Here is a 21,217-nt window from a genome sequence, read left to right on the forward strand (position 1 = left end):
CGTCTGCCCACGGCGAACAGGCCGGAAATGCATCACGGGCTCCGATAGATTCATGTTCGAAGCGACAAGGAAATGGAGCGACACATGGCCGACATGGGCATGCAACCCAGTGTTTTTGACCGACTGCTGAAGGACCGCATCATCTGGCTCGGGTCCGAGGTCCGGGATGAGAACGCGAACGAGATCGCCGCAAAGCTGCTTCTCCTCGCCGCGGAGGACGCTCAGCGCGACATCTACCTCTACATCAACTCGCCCGGTGGGTCGATCACGGCCGGCATGGCCATCTACGACACCATGCAGTTCGTCCCGAACGACATCGTCACCGTCGGCATCGGCATGGCGGCATCGATGGGGCAGTTGCTCCTCACCGCAGGCACCAAGGGCAAGCGGTACATCACCCCGAACGCACGCGTCCTGCTGCACCAGCCGCACGGCGGCTTCGGCGGCACCGCGAGCGACATCCAGACTCAGGCGCAGCTCATCCTCGACATGAAGAAGCGCCTCGCGGAGATCACGGCGGCCCAGACGGGCAAGAGCGTCGAGCAGATCAACGCGGACGGTGACCGCGACCGCTGGTTCACCGCGCAGGAGGCCCTCGAGTACGGTTTCGTCGACCACATCCGTGAGACGGCGACCGAGGTCGTCGGCGGCGGCGGAACCGCGGACGAGAAGTAAGACCTCGGAAGGAATAGGAATCGACATGAACATCCCCAACTTCGGCGGTCAAGCGTTCAACGGGGTCCAGGCTCCCGGCTCGCGCTACATCCTCCCGAGCTTCGAAGAGCGCACGGCGTACGGCTACAAGCGCCAGGACCCGTACGCCAAGCTGTTCGAGGACCGCATCATCTTCCTCGGCGTGCAGGTGGACGACGCATCGGCCGACGACATCATGGCCCAGCTCCTCGTGCTCGAGAGCCAGGACCCGGACCGCGACATCGTCATGTACATCAACTCGCCCGGTGGCTCGTTCACCGCGATGACGGCGATCTACGACACGATGCAGTACATCCGCCCGCAGATCCAGACGGTCGTGCTCGGTCAGGCGGCATCCGCCGCGGCCGTGCTGACGGCCGCGGGAAGCCCGGGAAAGCGTCTCGCGCTGCCCAACGCCCGTATCCTCATCCACCAGCCCGCCGTCGGCGAGGCCGGTCAGGGGCAGGCGTCCGACATCGAGATCCAGGCGAACGAGATCATGCGGATGCGCGTCTGGCTCGAGGAGACGCTCGCGCGCCACTCGAACCGTTCGCAGGAGCAGGTCAACAAGGACATCGACCGCGACAAGATCCTGTCGGCGGCCGAGGCCCTGGAGTACGGCCTGATCGACCAGGTGCTGACGAGCCGCAAGACGCTCCCGGCGCTGGTCAAGTAAGACAGCATCCCGAGCCTGCTGCGATGAACGAATGGGGCGATCGTCTGGACGACGGTCGCCCCGTTCGCCGTGTCAGGGCATACGCCGACGCCGCATACGATCCGGATGCGTGGCCGGCGAACATCCCGGCGGTCGCGCAGCTCCTCCGCACCGGTCTGGAACTCGCGCCCGGCGTGACGTTCCTGGTGGGGGAGAACGGCAGCGGCAAGTCCACCATCGTGGAGGGCATCGCGGCCGCGTACGGCCTGCCGCCGGAGGGCGGGAGCAACCAGGGATCGCACTCGACGCGCCCGAGCGAGTCGCCGCTCGGCGACTGGCTGATGGTCGAGCGCAGCCCGTCGGCGCCGCGCTGGGGGTTCTTCCTGCGAGCGGAGACCATGCACGGCTACTACTCCTACCTCGAAGCGCTGCCGGACAGCCCGGACAGGCACCTGCACTCCCTGAGCCACGGCGAGTCGTTCAACGACCTGCTGGAGAACAAGCTCAACCACCCGCAGTACGTCGCCGGGCTGGTCTGCCTCGACGAGCCGGAGGCCGCGCTGTCATTCGAGTCGTCGCTGCGCTGGCTGGCGAACCTCAACGAGATGGTCGATCGCGGCACGCAGGTGCTGTGCGCGACACACTCGCCGATCCTCGCCGCGCTGCCGGGGGCGCGCATCCTGGAAGTGGGCGAGTGGGGCATGAGGACGAGCACCTGGGAGAAGCTGGAGATCGTGCAGCACTGGCGGTCGTTCCTCGACGCGCCAGGGCGCTACTTCCGCCATCTGCTGTAAGCAGAACGGGATGCGCGTGGCGCGCGTGACCAAATGCGGCCAGGTGCGCGCCAATGTCGCTTCCACAGGTTAGGCTCGACGGGAAAGACCCTGAGAAGGAGGGGAGAGGGATGGCACGCATCGGGGAAAGCGCCGATCTGCTCAAGTGTTCCTTCTGCGGCAAGAGCCAGAAGCAGGTCCAGCAACTGATCGCCGGACCGGGCGTGTACATCTGCGACGAGTGCGTCGAGCTGTGCAACGAGATCATCGAAGAGCGACTCGCCGAAGCAGGCGAAGAGGCGGCGGGCGAGTTCGACCTGCCGAAGCCCAAGGAGATCTTCGGGTTCCTCGAGGAGTACGTCATCGGCCAGGAGGCCGCGAAGCGCGCACTGGCGGTGGCTGTCTACAACCACTACAAGCGCGTTCGCGCCAAGTCGTCGATCACCTCGGCGGACGCGATGGACGACGTCGAGATCGCCAAGAGCAACATCCTGCTGATCGGCCCGACGGGCTGCGGCAAGACCTATCTGGCACAGACGCTGGCGAAGCGGCTCAACGTGCCGTTCGCCGTCGCCGACGCGACAGCCCTCACTGAGGCGGGCTATGTCGGCGAGGACGTCGAGAACATCCTGCTGAAGCTCATCCAGGCCGCGGACTACGACGTCAAGCGGGCAGAGACGGGCATCATCTACATCGACGAGGTCGACAAGATCGCCCGCAAGGCCGAGAACCCGTCGATCACGCGCGACGTGTCAGGAGAGGGCGTGCAGCAGGCGCTGCTCAAGATCCTCGAGGGCACGGTGGCTTCCGTCCCGCCGCAGGGCGGCCGCAAGCACCCGCATCAGGAGTTCATCCAGATCGACACCACGAATGTGCTCTTCATCGTGGCCGGTGCGTTCGCCGGACTGGAAGACATCATCTCCCAGCGTGCGGGCAAGAAGGGCATCGGCTTCGGCGCCCCACTGCACTCGAAGGGCGACGACGTCAACCTGTTCAGCGAGGTGCTGCCGGAAGACCTGCACAAGTTCGGGCTCATCCCGGAGTTCATCGGCCGTCTGCCTGTCGTGACCACGGTCACGCCGCTGGACCAGGATGCGCTGATGCAGATCCTCACGGTGCCGAAGAACGCCCTGGTGCGGCAGTACCAGCGCATGTTCGAACTCGACGGAGTTCAGCTCGACTTCGAGCAGCCCGCCCTCGAAGCGATCGCCGACCTCGCGGTCCTCCGCAAGACCGGCGCCCGCGGACTGCGCGCGATCATGGAAGAGGTCCTCGGGCCCATCATGTTCGAGGTGCCGTCGAGCGCTGAGGTCGCCCGTGTCGTCGTGACCCGCGAAGCGGTGCTCGAGAACGCGGCGCCGACGATCGTCCCGCACCGCCCGCGGCGCGAGGAGAAGTCGGCGTAACAGCCGGTTCCGTTGCGGAGGAGATTCTGGCGACACGCCGCGCCGATTCTCCGTTCGGACGGTGTTTCGGCTGCCGTGCGACGGTTTCTCCGTTCGGACGGAGATTCCGGAGCGACGTGACTAGCCGACTCCGGCCTGCGCTGCTGGTTCGTTCGGAGTGCGGATGAGCATCTGGGGCGCCTTGGTGATCATCAGCCAGGTGGGCAGGATGAGCAGGCAGAGCAGCGGCAGAATGGTCGCGTTCTGGGTGACGGCGAGGGCGATGAAGATCGCGATCCACCCGTCGCGTGAGATCGCGAACGTGAAGCCGAAGACGCCGGCGCCCACCGCGATCACCGGCGGGATGCTCGGGACGACGGCCGTCGCCAGCAGCCCCACCGCCGCGCCGAGGAACACCGCGGGGAAGATGCGGCCGCCGCGGAAGCCGGAGCCCGCCGAGACCAGCAACGCGACGAGCTTCACGGCGAGGATCCCGAGCAGCGCCGACGCCGAGTACTCGCTGCGATGGGACACCAGCTCGCCCATCTGCTCCAGGCCCTTGAACAGCGTGATCGGGCCGCCGAGCGCGCCGAGCAGCCCGAGGACGATGCCGCCCGCCGCCGTCATCAGCAGCGGATGCCGGAGCGTGTGGAACAGGCGGTGCACGGTCGGGAACACCCACGCGCCGAGCAGGCCGATCCCCGTGGCCAGGATCGCGACCACCAGCGCGGCGAGCACGTCCGGCGGTGTGAGGGCGCCGTAGGCGGGCAACGGGATGCCGAACTGCGGATGCTGCAGGAGCTGCATCGTGAGCGACCCGCTCCCTGCGGCGACCAACGGGAGGAACAGCCGGTCCCACAGCACACCGGGACCCTTGGCCGCGGCGACCACCCCGGTGAACACCAGAGCAGCCGCGACGGGCGTGCCGAACATCGCGCCGATCGTGCCCGCCGCGGCGACCAGCAGCACGACCTGGGCAGGCACCGTCTTCCAGAGCCGTGCGACGACGGCGACCAGCAGACTCGCGTTGATGGCGATGATCGGGTTCTCCGGTCCCAGGCTGACGCCACCGGCGAGCGAGAGCACGGTCGCCAGCATCAGCGAGGGGAGAGCGGTGAGCTTCATGGGCGTCGAGACGAGCTCCGTGGTCGCGGAGTCTGGCCCCGCGTGCCCGGGCAGCAGCCAGACCGCGAGCCCGACGGCCACGCCCGTGAACGTCAGGACCGTGAAGATCCACCAGCCGGAGTCCGCGTCGAGGTGCAGCAGCGACGGCAGCCAGGACCACAGGCCGGTCTGCAGCAGAGCGGCCGCCTCGTCCAGGGCCCAGAGCACCAGCGCAGACACCACGCCGATCAGCAGGGCCGGGATGCTGAACGCCAGCAGCAGCCGCAGCGGCGACTCCTCCCGCTCAGGAACAGTCGACGTCATCCGGTACCCCTCCCCGCGCTGGCCTCAGCGTATGGCAGAGCGCGGGGAGAGGACTAGGGCCGGAAAATCAGCCGGCGAGCCCCCGGCGCTCGAGCAGCGGCTCGATCACCGCGTCCCGTCCGCGGAAGTCGCGGTAGGCCTCCAGCGGGTCCTTCGAGCCGCCGACGCCCAGCAGGCGCTGACGGAAGCGGTCGCCGTTCTCGCGGCTGAGGCCGCCGTTCTCGGTGAACCAGGCGACCGTGTCCGCATCCAGCACCTCGCTCCAGATGTAGGAGTAGTACCCGGCGTCGTAGCCGCCGGAGAACGTGTGCGCGAAGTACGTGCTCGCGTAGCGCGGCGGCACGGCCGGGTTGTCGAGGCCGACGGCCGCGAGGGCCTTCGCCTCGAAGGCGGCGACGTCGTCGACGGTGTCGTCTGCGGTGATCGCGTGCCAGGCCTGGTCGAGCAGGGCGGCGGCGAGGTATTCGCTGGTCTGGAAGCCCTCGTTGAACGCCTCGGACTCGTGCAGCTTGTCGACGAGCTCCTGCGGCATCCTCTCGCCTGTGACATTGTGCACTGCGTAGTTCTCCAGGATCTCCGGCCAGAGCATCCACATCTCGTTGACCTGGCTGGGGAACTCGACGAAGTCGCGGTATACGTTGGTGCCGGCGAACTTCGGATACGTGACCCGGGCGAACAGCCCGTGCAGGGCGTGGCCGAACTCGTGGAACAGCGTGTTCGTCTCGTCGTAGCTGAGCAGGGTCGGCTCGCCGGCCGCCGGCTTCGGCACGTTCAGGTTGTTGACGACGATCGTCGGGTAGTCGAGCAGTGCCGACTGGGAGATCAGGGGATTCATCCACGCTCCACCGCGCTTGGAGTCGCGCGTGTAGAGGTCGAGGATGTACAGGCCGAGCTCCGAGCCGTCCTCGTTGCGAACTTCGAAGACGCGCGCCTCCGGGTGGTACGCGACCAGGTCCGGCCGCTCCTCGAAGGTGATGCCGTAGAGCTTCGTCGCGGCGTAGAAGACGCCGTCGCGCAGCACGCGCTCCGCCTCGAAGTACGGGCGCATGGCCGCGACGTCGATGTCGTACGTCGCCTGGCGCACCTTCTCGGTGTAGTAGGCCCAGTCCCAGGCGGCCAGCTCGCTGCCGTCGCCGAGCTGCCGCTGCAGGTCGGCCTGCTCGGTGAGCGCGTTGCGGGCGGCGGCGGGCGCAAGGCGGCCGAGCATCGCGGCGACGGCCTCCGGCGTTTTGGCCGTCTGGTCGGCCGTGACGTACGCCGCGTGCGTCTCGAAGCCGAGCAGGCGGGCGCGTTCGGCGCGCAGCCGGGTGATGTCGAGCACGAGCTGCCTGTTGTCGTTCTCGCCGCCGCGGATGCCGCGGGAACGGGATGCGGTCATGATGCGCTCGCGCACGTCGCGGTTCGTCAGCCCGGCGAGGAACGGGTGCCCGGTGGGGAGCACGAGGGTGACGACGTACTTGCCGTCCAGGCCCCGCTCCTTCGCCGCCTCGGCGGCAGCGGAGATCGCGCCGTCGCCCAGGCCGTCCAGCTCTGAAGGGTCGTCGAAGACAACGGCGAGGTCGTTCGTGTCGGCGAGCAGGTTCTTCTCGAACCGGGTGGTGAGGGTGGAGAGCTGCTGGTTGTACGCGCGCAGCTTCTCCTTGTCCTCATCGCTGAGCCCTGCCCCGGCCAGCGTGAACTCGTCGTAGTATCGCTCGACCAGGTAGCGGGACTCGGCGTCGAGGTCCAGCGCATCCAGGCTGTTGTGGACGGCCGTGATGCGGCCGTAGAGCACGGGGTCGAGGCGGATCGCATCCTGGTGGGCCGCCAGCAGGGGAGCGATCTCTTCCTCGAGTGCGTTGGTGAAGTCGCTGGAGTCGGACGAGCTCTTGTTGAAGAAGACCTCGGCGACGCGCTGCAGGGTCTGACCGGACCGCTCCAGCGGGATGAGTGTGTTCTCGAAGGTGGGTTCCGCGGTGGATGCGGTGATCGCCGCCACCTCGGTCAACTGCTCCTCGAAACCTCGGTCGAAGGCGGGCCGGTAGTGCTCGTCGCGGATCTCCGCGAACGGCGGCAACTGGTACGGGAGGGTGCTGGGGGAGAGGAACGGGTTCGTGTCTGCCATTGATCCAGCCTAGGGCCGCCGAAGCCCGGCGTGCAAAGAACTCTATGCAAACAAACTGTTGCAAAACTACGGTTGCAAAGAAGTGCTTGCAAAGAAGTCTTTGCATTGCTAGTCTCTCACCATGGCCACCGACGAAGAGAACGCAGCCCAGCAGACGGAGAAGCCCCCGGCGATCTCCCACCCCATGCACGACGCACTGGGCATGGAGGCACTGCGGGCGCTCGCGCATCCCCTGCGGGTCGAGATCATGAACGAACTCTCCGACTTCGGCCCCGCCACCGCGAGCGGCCTCGCCGAGCGGCTGGGGGAGTCGAGCGGCTCCACCAGCTACCACCTGCGCCAGCTCGCCAAGCACAGCATCATCGTGGAGGACGCCGAGAAAGGGTCAGGCCGCGAGCGCTGGTGGAAGATGGCGCCGGGCGGCGTCACCATCGGTTCGCTGGAGACGCTGGCCACCCCGGCCGGCCGCGAGGCCAACGAGCTGATCTCGCGCGAGTGGCAGCAGAACAACGAACGCCGCCTCACCGCGTTCCTGCGCCGCGGCCTCGACGTCTACGGCACCGAGTGGATGCAGGCCAGCACCCTCTCCACCTCGCACCTCCAGCTCACCATCGACCAGCTCGCCGAGTTCGGCCGCGAGTACTACGACATGCAGGCCAGGCTGCGCGAGAAGTGGCGCGCGACCGGCGGCGCAGACACGAGCGGCGGCGGCGAGAGCCCGGAGGGCAGCCTGCGCGTCCAGGTGCAGTTCAACGCCTTCCCGCTTGTGGAGGCGAGTGAGCGATGACCACCGCGACGGAGCAGAAGATCGCGCGCGCGCCCATGAGCGCCGGGTTCAACCGGCTCTGGACGGCGGCCATCGCCAGCAACCTCGCCGACGGCATCGGCCGCACGGCCGTTCCGCTGATCGCGACGACACTCACCCGCGACCCCGCCCTGATCGCGGGGCTCAGCGCCGTGACGTTCCTGCCCTGGCTGCTGTTCGGCATCCCGGCCGGTATGCTGCTCGACCGGGTGGACAGGCGGATCGCGATGGCGGTCGCCAACTCGCTGCGGTTCGCCGTCGCCGCCCTGCTCGCCGTCCTCATCTCCACAGACGCGCTCACGATCTGGCTGCTCTACGGCTGCGTGCTGCTGTTCGGGCTGGGGGAGACCGTGTTCGACAACGCGACCACCACGGTCGTCCCGAGTCTGGTCACCCGCGATCAGCTCGACAGGGCGAACGGGCGGATGCAGTCGGCCGAGATCGTCGTGCAGAACTTCATCGCGACCCCGATCGCCGGCTTCCTGTTCGCCGCGGCCATCGTGTTGCCGGTCTGGCTCACCGGAGGCGGATTCCTGATCGCCGGTCTCCTCGCGCTCACGATCCCCGCCGCCGCTGCCAGCGCATACCGGAGGGGTGCGGAGGTCGACGGCGAGGCCGTTGCCGACCGTCCGACCTTCCGCGCCGTCGTCTCGTTCCTCGTACACCACCGGTTCCTGCGGACCATGATTGTCCTCACCTCGATCACGGCATCCGCGCTCGCGTTCGCGCAGGGCAGTGTCGTCCTGCTCCTGCTCCAGACGTTCTCCGTCCCCGCCGCGCTCATCGGTGTGGTGACGGCGGCCGTCGGCGTCGGCGCGCTGGTCGGTGCGCTCATCTCCAGCCGCCTGGTCGAACGGTTCGGCCGGGGGCGCGTGATGTTCTGCTCGATGCTCGTCAGCGGCACAGGCATCCTCTGCGTCGGCGTGACCGGGAACGTCGTCTTCGCCATCGGCGCGTACGCGGTGGGAGCCTTCGGGGTCGCCGTCTGGAACGTGCCGTGGGGCGCGCTGCGTCAGGCCATCGTGCCGAACGACATGCTCGGCCGCGCGATGGGGATCGTGCGCACCATCGGCTGGGGACTCACCCCGATCGCCACGGTGCTCGGCGGCTTCGTCGCCCGCATCGATCTCCGGCTGCCGTTCGTCATCGGCGGCGCCGTCGTCATCGCACTGACGCTCATCGCAGTGCGGCTCCTGCTCTCCGCCGGCTCACACGTGCCAGCGCCCGAAACAGCAACGGAAGGAACCGGATCATGACCGCCTTCGCAGTCACCGTCCCCAGCATCCACCAGGCCACCTGGACCCAGCGCACCGCCATCAGGTTCGGCAGCGCCCTCACCGCGTGGGGCGTGCGCAGCGCGATGCTCCGCACCGCGCCGCACTACGCCGACCAGCTCGCAGCGGTCGAGCGCACGCGCGATGGCGCCGCCCGCGCCCTGCCGCAGCTTCCGCGCTAGCCGCCGCGAGGCCGCAGTCGCAGCCGCAGTCGCAGGCCGTGCCGGTCGGGCTCAGCCTTCGAGGTCGAACTCGTCCGGCTCCTGCTGGACCGGCTGCGTGATGGTCGCCGAGTCCTCCTGGCGGTTGAACCGGATGACCGTTCCGTCGTCCAGCTCGACCACCGGGCTGCCCTCCAGCCAGGTGAGCGTCCATTTCCAGCCGTCGGTCACCACATCCGTCGCCACGAGCTCTTCCTCCACGGTGGTGACCGCGTACGCGACCACCTCGGGGAGCGTGCTCGGAGCGTCGGCGCCGACCGACCAGCGCGTGCCCAACTGCATCAGGCGCTCGCCTGCGCTGCGAGAAGGTCGATCTCGTAGGTGACCCACGACGTGCGGCTCGCGACCGAGTCGTAGACCTGCTGGGCCTCGGTGTTGTCGCGGGCGGTGATCCACTGCACGACGCCGAGCCCGCGTTCCTGAGCGCGATCGCGCGTCGCAGCGATCAGAGAGCGTCCGACGCCCTTTCCGCGCTGATCCTCCGCCACGAACAGGTCGTCGAGGAACAGGCCGCGGTCGCCCTCCAAGGGCCGGGCGAACTCGCGCATGTGCGCCAGGCCGACGATGCGGCCGTCGTCGACGGCGACGAGGCCGTCCTCCTCGTGATCGGGGGCGGTCAGCCAGGACCAGAGCAGCAGAGCCTTCTGGTCGGTGAGCGTGGTCTCGTAGAACGCCGCGTACTTCTCGTACAGGTCCAGCCAGGCGAAGAAATCGCCGTCTGCGACCGGTCGGATCTCAATCGACATGGGTGCCTCCGTTCGCCTTCCCCGCACGGCTGTGTCTCTGTGCGTGTTTCGACCTTATCGCGCGCATCCCGAGCGGTCGATGCCGCCGGGGGTTCGGGATGCGCACGAGCGCTTCACGGTACGAGGTCGTACGTGACCCACTTGGTCTTCTCGGCGACGCGATCATAGACGCGCCGAGCCGTCTCGTTGTCCTTGGCGGTGATCCACCGCACGACGGACAGGCCATGCTCGCGAGCGCGGTCGCGCAGCGCTTCGAGGAGCGCTGTTCCCGCGCCGTCTCCGCGCGCATCCTTCGCGACGAACAGGTCGTCGAGGTAGAGGCCGCGGCTGCCGTCGAGGGGCCGCACGAACTCGCGGACGTGCGCGAGCCCGATCGGGGTGCCCTCCTCGTTGACGGCGAAGTACGCCTCCAGCTCATTGTCGGCGTCGGTGATCCAGCTCCACACCAGCAGAGCCTTCTCATCCGTCAGCGGCTGCTCGTAGAACTCGCCGTACCCCGCGTAGAGGTCGAGCCAGGTGAAGAACTCATTGTCTTCCACACGTCGGACCGTCACGGTCATCGTTCCTCCTCGCTCGGGGCCTGGGCCAGCAGGATATCGGTCACTGATAGTTCATCGGCTGCTGCGAAACGCAGTTCGGCGATCTTGCCCACCGAACGCAGATCGCCTGCCGCGCTCTCGATGGCGGCGATCTCGGTCTCAGGACCCGCGATGACGGCCGAGTCGACCGCCGTGCGCTGGGACGCCTTGGCGGTGGTCTTCGCGCCGCGGATGGCGGTCAGCGCGCGTCCGACGATGCCGAGGACGGCAGCGTCTGCGCTCCAGTCTCCCGCGACCTCCGAGGCGGCCGGCCACGCCGCGGTGTGCACCGATCCGTCGTTGAACCAGCTCCACGCTTCCTCCGTGGCGAACGGCACCACCGGTGCGAACAGGCGCAGGAAGGCCGACAGGGCGATGCGCAGGGCGACGACCGCGGAGGTCTGCTCGGCGCTCGGCTCGCCGTACGCACGCTCCTTGACCAGCTCGAGATAGTCGTCGCAGAAGGTCCAGAAGTAGGTCTCGGCGATTTCGAGCGCACGTGCGTGGTCATAGCCGTCGAGCGCCGTGGTGGCGTCGGAGACCACCGTCGACAGGTTCTGCAGCATGCTCCGGTCGAGCGGGCTGGTGACGAGCGCGATGTCGTCCGCTCCCGTCGCCTCGAAGCCCAGGATGAACTTCGCCGCGTTCAGGATCTTGATCGCCAGCCGGCGCCCGATCTTGATCTGCGTCGGGTTCTGCGGGTCGAAGGCTGCGTCGGTGCCGAGCCGGGACGACGCCGCCCAGTAGCGCACAGCATCCGATCCGTGCTTCTCCAGGATGTCGGCGGGGGTGACGACGTTGCCCTTGGACTTGGACATCTTCTTGCGGTCAGGGTCCACGATGAAGCCGGAGAGCGCGGTGTGCGCCCACGGTGCGACCTGGTTCTCCAGCTCGGAGCGCAGCATGGTCGAGAAGAGCCAGGTGCGGATGATGTCCTGGCCCTGTGGACGCAGGTCGAACGGGTAGACGGCGTCGAAGAGCGCGTCGTCACGCTTCCAGCCTCCGGCGAGCTGCGGAGTGAGCGAGGAGGTCATCCAGGTGTCCATCACGTCGTGCTCGCCGACGAAGCCGCCCGGCTGGTTGCGCTGCGCCTCGTCGAACCCGGGGGCCGCATCCGAGGACGGGTCGACGGGAAGCTGGTCGTGCGCCGGGAGGATCGGCTCGTCGAACAGCGGGTTGCCGTCCGCATCGAGCGGGTACCAGACCGGGATGGGAACGCCGAAGAAGCGCTGGCGCGAGATGAGCCAGTCCCCGGTGAGGCCGCCGACCCAGTTCTCGTAGCGCACGCGCATGAAGTCGGGGTGCCAGTCGATGCTCCGGCCGAGCTCGATCAGCCGGGCGCGCAGCACCTCGTCGCGGGCGCCGTTCTTCACGTACCACTGACGGGTCGACACGATCTCGAGCGGCTTGTCGCCCTTCTCGAAGAACTTGACGGGGTGCTGGATCGGCTTGGGGTCGCCATCCAGGTCGCCGGATGCCCGGAGCAGCTCGACCACGGCCTGCTTGGCCGAGAACACCGTCTTGCCTGCCAGGTCGGCGTACGCGGTTTTGCCTGCCTCGGTCTCGATGGCGAGCGGCGCCTCCGACACGATGCGGCCGTCGAAGCCGATGATCGCGCGGTTCGGCAGGTCGAGCTCGCGCCACCAGGTGACGTCGGTGATGTCGCCGAAGGTGCAGATCATCGCGATTCCGGAGCCCTTGTCCGGCTGCGCGAGGTGATGCGCGAGCACGGGGACCTCGACGCCGAACACCGGCGTGGTGACCGTCGTGCCGAACAGCGGCTTGTACCGCTCGTCATCCGGATGCGCGACCAGGGCGACACACGCGGGCAGCAACTCTGGGCGGGTGGTCTCGATCCAGATCGGGCCGTCCGCGCCGTGGAAGGACACCCGGTGGTATGCGCTCGGCTGGTCGCGGTCCTCCAGCTCGGCCTGGGCGACGGCGGTGCGGAACGTGATGTCCCACAGCGTCGGCGCCATGGCCTGGTACGCCTCGCCGCGCTCGATGTTGCGGAGGAACGCGAGCTGGGAGGTGAGAAGCGCCTCCTGGCCGATGGTGCGGTACGTCTGGCTCCAGTCGACCGAGAGGCCGAGCGAGCGCCAGAGCGCCTCGAACTGCTTCTCGTCCTCGACGGTCAGGCGCTCGCACAGCTCGATGAAGTTGCGGCGCGAGATCGGCTTCTGGTCTGCCGCCTTGCTGCTCTTGTTGTCTCCGCCTTCGAACGGAGGGACGAAGTCCGCGTCGTACGGCAGGGTCGGGTCGCAGCGGACGCCGTAGTAGTTCTGCACGCGGCGCTCGGTCGGCAGGCCGTTGTCGTCCCAGCCCATCGGATAGAAGACGTGCTGTCCGCGCATCCGGTGGTAGCGGGCGACGACGTCGGTGTGCGTGTAGCTGAAGACGTGCCCGATGTGGAGCGAACCGCTCGCCGTCGGCGGCGGCGTGTCGATCGAGTAGACGCACTCACGGTCGGCGGCGAGGGCCGCATCCCGGGGGAAGAGGTAGGTTCCCGCGGTCTGCCAGTGGGCGCCCCACTTGGCTTCGAGGCCCTCGAGGGCTGGCTTCTCCGGCACCGGGTTGGCGGCGTTCATCGTTCTCCGATTCGCTATATGCGGCACCGTGTCGATGGTGAGGTGCCTGAGTGTGCAGTCCTTCCAGGGTAGCCGAGGCTCACTCAGGCGCGGCGACCTCGTCGATGATCGGCCTGCGGCGGGCGGCGAACACGGCGGCGACGAGCGTGATGACGCTCATGATGCCGAGCACGATGCCCGGGTGCCACCAGGCGTTGCCCGTCGCGTTTCCGAGGATCAGGGTGAGCGCTGGCACGAACGCGGTCAGCAGCGCGGCGATGCTGTATGCGACAGACAGGCCGCTGTACCGCACGTCGCTCGGGAACAGGTCGGACATGAGTCCGCCGAGGCCCGCCCAGGAGAGCGTGGGCAGAATCCCGCCGACGATCATGCTGCCGACCAGGATGGGGAACGTCGCGTACTGCAGCAGGAAGTACATCGGGAAGGCGATGATCAGCGTGCCGACAGCGCCGATCGCCACGACGCGGGCGGAGCCGATCCTGGTGGCCCAGACACCGAACAGCGGGATGGTCACGAGCTGCAGCAGGCCGCCGACCGTGGTGGCGATGAGCAGGTCGGAGAAGCTGAACTTCAGCACTGCGGTGCCGTAGTCGACCATGTAGGTGTTCATCAGCGAGTACGAGCCGATGCCGAGGATCGCGGCGCCGATGGCGATCACGAAGCCGGTCGGGGCCTTGCGGAAGACCTGCAGCACAGGGAAGCGGTCGCGCTTTCCCGTCTCCAGGAGCTGCTTGAACACCGGCGTCTCGTCGATCGACCAGCGCAGGTAGAGCGAGACGAGCAGCAGCGGGATGGCCGTCAGGAACGGGATGCGCCAGCCCCAGGCCGCGATGTCCGCCTGGCTGAGCAGCGTCGACATCAGGATGAAGACCACAGCGCTCAGGATGCTGCCCACCGGGGAGCCGAGCTGGGGGAGCGCGGCGTAGAAGCCGCGCCGCTTCGGGTTGGCGTACTCGGTCGCGAGCAGGATCGACCCTCCCCATTCGCCGCCGAGGCTGAGACCCTGCACGAGGCGGAGCACGACGAGGGCGATGGCTCCGAACCAGCCGGCGGTGGCGTATGTGGGCAGCACGCCGACGAGCCCGGTGCCGATGCCCATCATCAGGATGGTGATCAGCAGCGTCGGGCGGCGGCCGATCCGGTCGCCGAGGTGGCCGAAGACGATCGCGCCGATGGGCCGGATGACGAAGCCGGCCGCGATGGTGAGGAACCCGGCGAGCACGCCGCCGAACACGCCGAGCGGCGCGAAGAACAGCGGGCCGACGAAGAACGCGCTGAAGTACGCGAACAGGTAGAAGTCGTACGACTCGAGCGAGGTGCCGACGAACGAGGCGATGGTCACCCTGCGCGCGGTGCCCGGGGTGATGCCTGGGCGGTCTGTCTCGCTGCGGACGATGGTGTCGGTGGTCACGGGGTTCCTCTTCTGACGGGAGATGTTCGGTCGGGTTAATATATGGACCGGGTCCAATAATAGGCGTGAGGAGGTAACGCATGACGCAGGGCGACCATTCCCGCTCCGGGCGACCCCGCGCATCCTCGCGGCTGATGATCGCCGAAGCGGCGGGCGAGCTGTTCCTGGAAAGGACATACGACGGCACGACCGTCGACGACATCGCCCGGCGCGCAGGGGTGAGCAGGGCCACCTTCTTCAACTACTTCGGCGCCAAGAGCGACCTGCTCTGGCTGGAGGTGGACGAGAGCCTGCGCGGCTTCGACCGGATGCTGGCCGAGACCGATCCGGATGCGCCGCCGATGACGGCCGTCCTGGATGCGGTCACCGCTCTGGCCGGCGAGTTCGGCCCTGCGCGTCTGCCGCTCGCTGTGACGCAGTACGAACTGATGGGCACCGACGGCGAGCTGGAGGCGTCCGCCCTCCCGCGCTTTCTCGCGCTCGTGCGCCAGTTGAGCGCGTTCCTCGCGACGCGCCTCGGCCAGCACAGGGACGCGCTCCTCCCGCGCGCCATCGCGACCGCCGTGATCGGAGCGGCCGGCGCCGCAGCGGCCGTGTGGGCGCGCAGCGGTGTGCGACGGGGACCGCTCGCGCCGGTCATCGCAGCGGCGGTCGGACCCGTCTGCGCCGGGTACGCGTCCGCGCTCGACGAACAGCCCGAAATCCGCTCGTAAACCAGTTAGAATCGTGGGTACAGACATCGACCCGGCGATCACCGGCGAGTCTTCGGAAGAACAGCGCACCGCGAGGGGCGCCCAGTAGAACCGAACGGGTCTGGCCCGTCACAGCCAACGAAAGAGCGGTCGCAGCCACACCGAGAGTGGCCGCGGCAAGCGGGGTGGTACCGCGGCGGACGAGTCACACGTCCGGCGTCCTCGTGCAGACGAACGACCTGCCAGGAGTGAGATGCCGTACCCCAAGTCCCCGGAAGAACCGTCGGCGAGCGCATCGGCGGCGCGTGATGCCCAGCCGGGCGTCAGCCCGAGCCCGAGCTTCCCGGACATCGAGACCGACGTGCTCGCGTTCTGGAAAGAGGACGGCACGTTCCGCGCATCCGTCGACAACCGGCGGGATGCGCCGGAGTGGGTCTTCTACGACGGCCCGCCCTTCGCCAACGGCCTGCCGCACTACGGCCACCTGCTGACCGGGTACGCCAAGGACGTCTTCCCGCGCTTCCAGACGATGCGCGGCAAGAAGGTCGAGCGCCGGTTCGGCTGGGACACCCACGGTCTGCCGGCAGAGCTGGAGGCTGAGCGGCAGCTCGGGCTCACCGACAAGAGCCAGATCGAGGAGATGGGCATCGCGGCCTTCAACCAGGCCGCCAAGGACTCGGTGCTGCACTACACCCGCGAGTGGCAGGAGTACGTCACCCGCCAGGCGCGCTGGGTCGACTTCGACAACGACTACAAGACGCTCGACGTCACCTTCATGGAGTCGGTCATCTGGGCGTTCAAGCAGTTGCACGAGAAGGGCCTCGCCTACGAGGGCTACCGCGTGCTCCCGTACTGCTGGCGCGACCAGACCCCGCTGTCCAACCACGAACTCCGGATGGACGACGACGTCTACAAGATGCGTCAGGACCAGACGGTCACCGTCACCTTCCCGCTGACCGGCGCGAAGGCGGAGGCGCTCGGCCTCACAGCAGTGCGCGCCCTCGCCTGGACGACGACGCCATGGACGCTGCCGACCAACCTGGCGCTGGTCGTCGGCCCCGACATCGAGTACGCGGTCGTGCCCGCAGGTCCCAACGGGGCGGCGGACGCGCACGGCGAGCCGGACGACGAGGTGCTGAGCGGCGAGTACCTGCTCGCGGTCGACCTCGTCGGCAACTACGCCAAAGACCTCGGCTACGAGTCGGCGACGGATGCGCTGGCCGCCGTGAGCCGCCGCATCCGCGGTGCTGAGCTCGAGGGCGTGACGTACGACCGGCTCTGGGACTACTACGCGGACACCGAGGAGTACGGCACGCAGAACGCGTGGCGCATCCTGGTCGACGATTACGTCACCACCGAAGACGGCACCGGCATCGTGCACCAGGCTCCGGCATACGGCGAGGACGACCAGCGGGTCTGCGAGGCGGCGGGCATCCCCGTCATCATCTCGGTGGACGACGGCGCCCGGTTCCTGCCGGTGGTCGAGGACGTCGCCGGCCTGCAGGTTTTCGAGGCGAACAAGCCGCTCACCAAGCTGCTCCGCGAGAACGGGCGACTGCTGCGCCAGGCGAGCTACGAGCACTCGTACCCGCACTGCTGGCGCTGCCGCAACCCACTGATCTACAAGGCGGTGTCGAGCTGGTTCGTGCGGGTCACCGACTTCCGCGACCGGATGGGCGAGCTCAACCAGCAGATCAACTGGGTGCCGGAGAACGTCAAGGACGGCCAGTTCGGCAAGTGGGTGGGCAACGCCCGCGACTGGTCGATCTCGCGCAACCGCTACTTCGGCTCGCCGATCCCGGTGTGGAAGAGCGACGATCCCGCGTACCCGCGCATCGACGTGTACGGCTCGCTGGCCGAGCTCGAAGCCGACTTCGGAACGGTGCCGACGAACGCGGCGGGGGAGCCAGACCTGCACCGTCCGTTCATCGACGACCTCACCCGGCCGAACCCGGACGACCCCACCGGCCGCTCCACCATGCGCCGCATCCCGGACGTGCTGGACGTGTGGTTCGACTCGGGGTCGATGCCGTTCGCCCAGGTGCACTACCCGTTCGAGAACCGCGAGTGGTTCGACGGCCACAACCCGGCCGACTTCATCGTGGAGTACATCGGGCAGACCCGCGGCTGGTTCTACATGCTGCACACGCTGTCGACGGCGCTGTTCGACCGTCCGGCGTTCACGAACGTGATCAGCCACGGCATCGTGCTCGGCAGCGACGGGCAGAAGATGTCGAAGTCGCTGCGCAACTACCCGGACGTCAACGAGGTCTTCGACCGCGACGGCTCGGATGCGATGCGCTGGTTCCTGATGGCGAGCCCTGTGCTGCGCGGCGGCAACCTGATCGTCACGGAGGAGGGCATCCGCGAGGGCGTTCGCCAGGTGCTGCTTCCGCTGTGGAGCACCTGGTACTTCTTCTCCCTCTACGCGAACGCGACCGGGTACGAGGCGAAGCGCCGCACCGACTCGACGGACGTGCTCGACCGCTACCTGCTGGCGAAGACCCGCGACCTGGTCGAGGACGTCACCGCCGACCTGGAGGCGCTCGACAGCACGCTCGCCGCGGCCAAGCTGCGCGACTTCGCCGACATCCTCACCAACTGGTACGTGCGTCGTTCGCGCGACCGGTTCTGGCAGGGCGTGGATGCGGCAGGCAGCGGCACAGAAGCGTTCGACACGCTCTACACCGTCCTGGAGACCGTCGCGCGCGTTGCGGCTCCGCTGCTCCCGCTCGTCACCGAGCGGGTCTGGCAGGGGCTCACCGGCGGACGCAGCGTGCACCTCACCGACTGGCCCGACGCCGCCGAGTTCCCGGCAGACGACGCCCTGGTGGATGCGATGGACCGCATCCGGGGCATCAGCTCGACCACGCTGTCGCTGCGCAAGCAGGCCGGGCTCCGCGTCCGCCTTCCGCTCGCCTCGCTGACCATCGTCGCCGAGAACGCGGATGCGCTGCGGCCCTTCGAGGGCATCCTGCGCGACGAGCTCAACGTGAAGGCGGTGGAGCTGGTCGAGCTGCACGAGGACAGCGCGGCGGCATACGGCATCACCAGCAGGCTGACCGTCAACGCCCGCGCGGCAGGGCCGCGCCTCGGCAAGGACGTGCAGAAGGTCATCCAGGCCGCGCGTTCCGGCGACTGGTCGGAGAGCGGCGGCGTGGTGACCGCGGGCGGTTTCGAGCTGGCCGACGGCGAGTACGAGCTGGTGCTGGAGACGGCGCAGGCGGACGGCGAGTCCACCGCGGCGCTCGCACTGCTGCCGGACGGCGGCTTCGTGCTGCTGGACACGGTGACCACGCCCGAGCTGCAGGCGGAGGGGCTGGCGCGCGACATCGTCCGGGCGGTGCAGGACACCCGCAAGGCCGCTGGGCTCGACGTGAGCGACAGGATCGAACTGTCGCTCAGCTTCGACGACCAGGGCGACGGGCTCGCCGTTGAACGCGCCGCTGCCTCTGTGGACATCGGAGCGGAGACGCTCGCCACGGTGGTCGGTATTGCGTCCGGCGGTGTCGCCGAGGTCGACGGCGAGTTCAGGAAGAGCTTCGCCGCCGGGCAGTTCGCGAATGCGGGCGCATTCACGGTGGGCGTGGCCAAAGCGGAGGTGACGGTCTGATGAGCGACAGCATTCCCGAGGACGAGTTCCGCGACGCGGCAGACGCCGTCTACCAGGCGCTGCTCGCGCGCATCGGAGAGGGTGCGCCGGAGCGGCGACTGGATGCGACCAGGCGCGCTGTCGAGCTGCTGGGCGACCCGCAGCGCGCGTACCCGATCGTCCACATCACCGGCACGAACGGCAAGACGTCGACCAGCCGCATCATCGAGAGCATCCTGCGCGCGTACGGACTGCGAACGGGGCTGCTGACCAGCCCGCACCTGGTGCGCTTCAACGAGCGCATCGTGATCGACGGTCAGCCCATCTCGGATGAAGACCTGGTGCGCAACTGGGAGGATGTCCAGCCGTACATCGAGATCGTGGACAGCGAGCTCGCCGAGGGCGGACATCCACCGCTCACGTTCTTCGAAGCGCTGACCGTGCTGGCATACGCCGCCTTCGCCGACGCGCCCGTCGACGTCGCCGTGATCGAGGTCGGCATGGGCGGCGAGTGGGACTCCACCAACGTCGGCGACGGCCAGGTGGCAGTGTTCACGCCCATCTCGCTCGACCACACGAAGGCGCTCGGCGACACGGTCGCGGAGATCGCGCGCACCAAGTCGGGCATCATCAAGCCGGCGGCCGATGTCGTGAGCGCAGCGCAGACGCCGGATGCACTAGCCGAGCTGAAGAACGCCGCAGAGCTCACCGAGTCCACCATCTCGACCCAGCCCGGCGCGTTCGACGTCGCATCCACCTCGGTCGCCGTCGGCGGTCAGTTGGTGAGCATCCGGGGAAGGGCAGCGACGTACGACGAGCTGTTCCTGCCGCTCTACGGCGACCACCAGGCGCAGAACGCGGCCGTCGCCGTCGCCGCCGTCGAGACCTTCCTCGGCAGGGGAACCCAGCCGCTCAAAGCCGACCTGCTGGAGGAGGGCTTCGCCACGGCCACCTCGCCGGGGCGGCTTCAGCTCATCGGCGTCGACCCGACCGTGCTGGTGGATGCGGCCCACAATCCGGCGGGCGCGCAGACCCTCGCGGACGCGCTGCGCCGCTACTTCGACTTCGACGAGCTGACCTTCGTGTTCGGGTCGCTGGCCGACAAGGACGCGCGCGGCATCGTTCGCGCCCTCGCGCCCGTCGCCACGCAGTTCTACGTGACGGAGCCGCGGTCCGACCGTGCTCTGCCCGCCGACGAACTGGGGGAGATCGTGCTCGACGAGGTCGGCGACGAGGCGACCATCGTCTACGGCGACCTCGGCGAGGCGCTCGACGCCGCCCGCGAATGGGCGGCAGAGGAACCGAGGCGCGCCGTGGTCGTCACCGGCTCGATCGTGCTCGTCGGCGACGCGATGGCCATCGCGGACGCCGCCGAGTGGAAGCAGGCAGGCGCGTGAGCGGAGCGCAGCAGGACGGCGCCGACGGGCCCGCCGCCGACAAGGCGGCTCCCGCGCGGAAGCCGCGGCGCGAGCGCACCGTCCGCGAAATGCTCGGCTCCATCGTGCTCGGCTTCGAACTGCTCGTCGTCTTCCTCGGTGCCCTGGTGCTGTTCGGGCTCGGATCGCTTCCCGCCGCCGTCGCTCTGGGCGGCGGAGCGGTGGTCGTCGTCCTGATGATCGTCGCGATGGGCACCCTGCGCTCCCCGCTGGGGATCGTGCTCGGCTGGTTCGTGCAACTGGTGGTCGTCGCCGCCGGTTTCCTCGTGCCGGCCTTCTTCATCGTCGGCGCCATCTTCACGGCCATGTGGGCGTACTGCATGATCGCCGGCGCCCGCATCGACCGCAACAAAAAGGCCGCGAACGCGACCGCAAACGGAACGGAGAATCCATGACCACCCCCGTCGAAGAGACCCTGGTGCTCGTCAAGCCGGACGGCGTCGCTCGCAACCTCACCGGCGAGATCCTGCGCCGCATCGAGGCGAAGGGCTACTCGCTCGTCGACATCCGGATGCTGCAGGCCGACCGCGACCTGCTCGCCGCGCACTACGCGGAGCACGAGGGCAAGCCCTTCTACGAGCCGCTGGTCGAGTTCATGGAGTCCGGCCCCATCGTCGCGATCCGCCTCGCAGGCAACCGCGTGATCGAGGGCTTCCGCTCGCTCGCGGGCACCACCGACCCCACCACCGCGGCCCCCGGAACCATCCGCGGCGACTTCGCCCGCGACTGGGGACTCAAGGTGCAGCAGAACCTCGTGCACGGCTCAGACTCGCCCGAGTCCGCCGCTCGCGAGCTCGCCCTCTGGTTCGCCTGACCCCCACGCCCCACGCAATCGA

The 21,217-nt window shown here is 68.4% G+C and carries 19 protein-coding genes; 12 read left to right on the forward strand and 7 right to left on the reverse strand.

The window, feature by feature from the left end; translation table 11 throughout:
- Positions 1-84 precede the first annotated feature (84 nt).
- From ACYVGI_RS05995 to clpX, 4 genes are all read left to right on the forward strand, one after another.
- Positions 85-675 (forward strand): ATP-dependent Clp protease proteolytic subunit, encoded by a 591-nt coding sequence (locus ACYVGI_RS05995; protein ID WP_055893424.1) that lies wholly within the window; start codon positions 85-87, stop codon positions 673-675.
- 25 nt (positions 676-700) lie between these two features.
- Complete coding sequence (locus ACYVGI_RS06000) at positions 701-1,369, forward strand: ATP-dependent Clp protease proteolytic subunit (RefSeq protein WP_460631737.1); 669 nt, start codon at positions 701-703, stop codon at positions 1,367-1,369.
- Positions 1,370-1,392: 23 nt separating this feature from the next.
- Entirely contained in the window at positions 1,393-2,142 is a 750-nt protein-coding gene (locus ACYVGI_RS06005; protein WP_460631738.1) for an AAA family ATPase, read from the forward strand.
- Between the two features lie 110 nt (positions 2,143-2,252).
- Entirely contained in the window at positions 2,253-3,527 is a 1,275-nt protein-coding gene (gene clpX, locus ACYVGI_RS06010) for an ATP-dependent Clp protease ATP-binding subunit ClpX (RefSeq protein WP_460631739.1), read from the forward strand.
- A gap of 120 nt (positions 3,528-3,647) precedes the next feature.
- Here clpX and ACYVGI_RS06015 read toward each other — a convergent pair whose 3' ends face one another.
- Complete coding sequence (locus ACYVGI_RS06015) at positions 3,648-4,934, reverse strand: ion channel protein (RefSeq protein ID WP_460631740.1); 1,287 nt, start codon at positions 4,932-4,934, stop codon at positions 3,648-3,650.
- A 67-nt stretch (positions 4,935-5,001) separates the two neighbouring features.
- Positions 5,002-7,038, reverse strand: a complete 2,037-nt coding sequence (locus tag ACYVGI_RS06020) for a M3 family metallopeptidase (protein ID WP_460631741.1) — start codon at positions 7,036-7,038, stop codon at positions 5,002-5,004.
- Between the two features lie 121 nt (positions 7,039-7,159).
- Between ACYVGI_RS06020 and ACYVGI_RS06025 the strand changes: the two genes are divergently transcribed.
- From ACYVGI_RS06025 to ACYVGI_RS06035, 3 genes are read left to right on the forward strand one after another with little or no spacing between them, the layout of a single operon-like run.
- Positions 7,160-7,825: a helix-turn-helix domain-containing protein gene (locus ACYVGI_RS06025; protein WP_460631742.1), complete on the forward strand. Its 666-nt coding sequence runs from the start codon at positions 7,160-7,162 to the stop codon at positions 7,823-7,825.
- Positions 7,822-9,099 carry an MFS transporter gene (locus tag ACYVGI_RS06030; RefSeq protein WP_460631743.1) on the forward strand — a complete coding sequence of 426 codons (1,278 nt, stop codon included), beginning with the start codon at positions 7,822-7,824 and terminating at the stop codon, positions 9,097-9,099. Before ACYVGI_RS06025 ends, ACYVGI_RS06030 begins: the two co-directional genes overlap by 4 nt.
- Positions 9,096-9,299, forward strand: a complete 204-nt coding sequence (locus ACYVGI_RS06035; protein ID WP_460631744.1) for a hypothetical protein — start codon at positions 9,096-9,098, stop codon at positions 9,297-9,299. Before ACYVGI_RS06030 ends, ACYVGI_RS06035 begins: the two co-directional genes overlap by 4 nt.
- A gap of 51 nt (positions 9,300-9,350) precedes the next feature.
- Here the strand turns inward: ACYVGI_RS06035 and ACYVGI_RS06040 are convergent, their stop codons facing one another.
- From ACYVGI_RS06040 to ACYVGI_RS06060, 5 genes are all read right to left on the reverse strand, one after another.
- The gene (locus ACYVGI_RS06040) at positions 9,351-9,620 is read right to left on the reverse strand and encodes a hypothetical protein (RefSeq protein ID WP_460631745.1); all 270 of its coding nucleotides are present in this window, start codon (positions 9,618-9,620) and stop codon (positions 9,351-9,353) included.
- Positions 9,620-10,084, reverse strand: a complete 465-nt coding sequence (locus ACYVGI_RS06045; RefSeq protein WP_460631746.1) for a GNAT family N-acetyltransferase — start codon at positions 10,082-10,084, stop codon at positions 9,620-9,622. Before ACYVGI_RS06045 ends, ACYVGI_RS06040 begins: the two co-directional genes overlap by 1 nt.
- A 113-nt stretch (positions 10,085-10,197) precedes the next feature.
- The gene (locus tag ACYVGI_RS06050) at positions 10,198-10,644 is read right to left on the reverse strand and encodes a GNAT family N-acetyltransferase (RefSeq protein ID WP_460631747.1); all 447 of its coding nucleotides are present in this window, start codon (positions 10,642-10,644) and stop codon (positions 10,198-10,200) included.
- On the reverse strand, positions 10,641-13,250 hold the full coding sequence (gene valS / locus ACYVGI_RS06055) for a valine--tRNA ligase (protein WP_460631748.1): 2,610 nt from the start codon (positions 13,248-13,250) through the stop codon (positions 10,641-10,643). Before valS ends, ACYVGI_RS06050 begins: the two co-directional genes overlap by 4 nt.
- A gap of 79 nt (positions 13,251-13,329) precedes the next feature.
- Positions 13,330-14,661, reverse strand: coding sequence for an MFS transporter (locus tag ACYVGI_RS06060; protein WP_460631749.1), 1,332 nt, complete (start codon positions 14,659-14,661; stop codon positions 13,330-13,332).
- A gap of 80 nt (positions 14,662-14,741) precedes the next feature.
- Between ACYVGI_RS06060 and ACYVGI_RS06065 the strand changes: the two genes are divergently transcribed.
- The 5 genes from ACYVGI_RS06065 to ndk all read left to right on the forward strand — a co-directional run bounded on the left by ACYVGI_RS06065 (position 14,742) and on the right by ndk (position 21,195).
- Positions 14,742-15,374, forward strand: coding sequence for a TetR/AcrR family transcriptional regulator (locus ACYVGI_RS06065; protein ID WP_460631750.1), 633 nt, complete (start codon positions 14,742-14,744; stop codon positions 15,372-15,374).
- A gap of 232 nt (positions 15,375-15,606) precedes the next feature.
- Positions 15,607-18,966 (forward strand): isoleucine--tRNA ligase, encoded by a 3,360-nt coding sequence (gene ileS / locus ACYVGI_RS06070; RefSeq protein ID WP_460631751.1) that lies wholly within the window; start codon positions 15,607-15,609, stop codon positions 18,964-18,966.
- Positions 18,966-20,342 carry a bifunctional folylpolyglutamate synthase/dihydrofolate synthase gene (locus ACYVGI_RS06075; RefSeq protein WP_460631752.1) on the forward strand — a complete coding sequence of 459 codons (1,377 nt, stop codon included), beginning with the start codon at positions 18,966-18,968 and terminating at the stop codon, positions 20,340-20,342. The genes ileS and ACYVGI_RS06075 overlap by 1 nt, the downstream gene beginning before the upstream one ends.
- On the forward strand, positions 20,339-20,776 hold the full coding sequence (locus tag ACYVGI_RS06080; protein WP_460631753.1) for a DUF4233 domain-containing protein: 438 nt from the start codon (positions 20,339-20,341) through the stop codon (positions 20,774-20,776). The genes ACYVGI_RS06075 and ACYVGI_RS06080 overlap by 4 nt, the downstream gene beginning before the upstream one ends.
- Positions 20,773-21,195, forward strand: coding sequence for a nucleoside-diphosphate kinase (gene ndk, locus ACYVGI_RS06085; RefSeq protein ID WP_055893466.1), 423 nt, complete (start codon positions 20,773-20,775; stop codon positions 21,193-21,195). The genes ACYVGI_RS06080 and ndk overlap by 4 nt, the downstream gene beginning before the upstream one ends.
- Positions 21,196-21,217 lie beyond the last annotated feature (22 nt).

This window comes from Leifsonia lichenia (assembly GCF_054780215.1).

Excerpts from the sequence above, each read along its gene's own strand:
- ACYVGI_RS06015 (WP_460631740.1), bottom strand. The coding sequence starts at position 4,934 with ATGACGTCGACTGTTCCTGAGCGGGAGGAGTCGCCGCTGCGGCTGCTG.
- ACYVGI_RS06065 (WP_460631750.1), top strand. The coding sequence starts at position 14,742 with ATGACGCAGGGCGACCATTCCCGCTCCGGGCGACCCCGCGCATCCTCG.
- ACYVGI_RS05995 (WP_055893424.1), top strand. The coding sequence starts at position 85 with ATGGCCGACATGGGCATGCAACCCAGTGTTTTTGACCGACTGCTGAAG.
- ACYVGI_RS06040 (WP_460631745.1), bottom strand. The coding sequence starts at position 9,620 with ATGCAGTTGGGCACGCGCTGGTCGGTCGGCGCCGACGCTCCGAGCACG.
- clpX (WP_460631739.1), top strand. The coding sequence starts at position 2,253 with ATGGCACGCATCGGGGAAAGCGCCGATCTGCTCAAGTGTTCCTTCTGC.
- ACYVGI_RS06050 (WP_460631747.1), bottom strand. The coding sequence starts at position 10,644 with ATGACCGTGACGGTCCGACGTGTGGAAGACAATGAGTTCTTCACCTGG.
- ACYVGI_RS06075 (WP_460631752.1), top strand. The coding sequence starts at position 18,966 with ATGAGCGACAGCATTCCCGAGGACGAGTTCCGCGACGCGGCAGACGCC.
- ACYVGI_RS06020 (WP_460631741.1), bottom strand. The coding sequence starts at position 7,038 with ATGGCAGACACGAACCCGTTCCTCTCCCCCAGCACCCTCCCGTACCAG.
- ACYVGI_RS06025 (WP_460631742.1), top strand. The coding sequence starts at position 7,160 with ATGGCCACCGACGAAGAGAACGCAGCCCAGCAGACGGAGAAGCCCCCG.
- ACYVGI_RS06045 (WP_460631746.1), bottom strand. The coding sequence starts at position 10,084 with ATGTCGATTGAGATCCGACCGGTCGCAGACGGCGATTTCTTCGCCTGG.
- ndk (WP_055893466.1), top strand. The coding sequence starts at position 20,773 with ATGACCACCCCCGTCGAAGAGACCCTGGTGCTCGTCAAGCCGGACGGC.
- ileS (WP_460631751.1), top strand. The coding sequence starts at position 15,607 with ATGCCGTACCCCAAGTCCCCGGAAGAACCGTCGGCGAGCGCATCGGCG.
- ACYVGI_RS06035 (WP_460631744.1), top strand. The coding sequence starts at position 9,096 with ATGACCGCCTTCGCAGTCACCGTCCCCAGCATCCACCAGGCCACCTGG.
- ACYVGI_RS06030 (WP_460631743.1), top strand. The coding sequence starts at position 7,822 with ATGACCACCGCGACGGAGCAGAAGATCGCGCGCGCGCCCATGAGCGCC.
- ACYVGI_RS06005 (WP_460631738.1), top strand. The coding sequence starts at position 1,393 with ATGAACGAATGGGGCGATCGTCTGGACGACGGTCGCCCCGTTCGCCGT.
- valS (WP_460631748.1), bottom strand. The coding sequence starts at position 13,250 with ATGAACGCCGCCAACCCGGTGCCGGAGAAGCCAGCCCTCGAGGGCCTC.
- ACYVGI_RS06000 (WP_460631737.1), top strand. The coding sequence starts at position 701 with ATGAACATCCCCAACTTCGGCGGTCAAGCGTTCAACGGGGTCCAGGCT.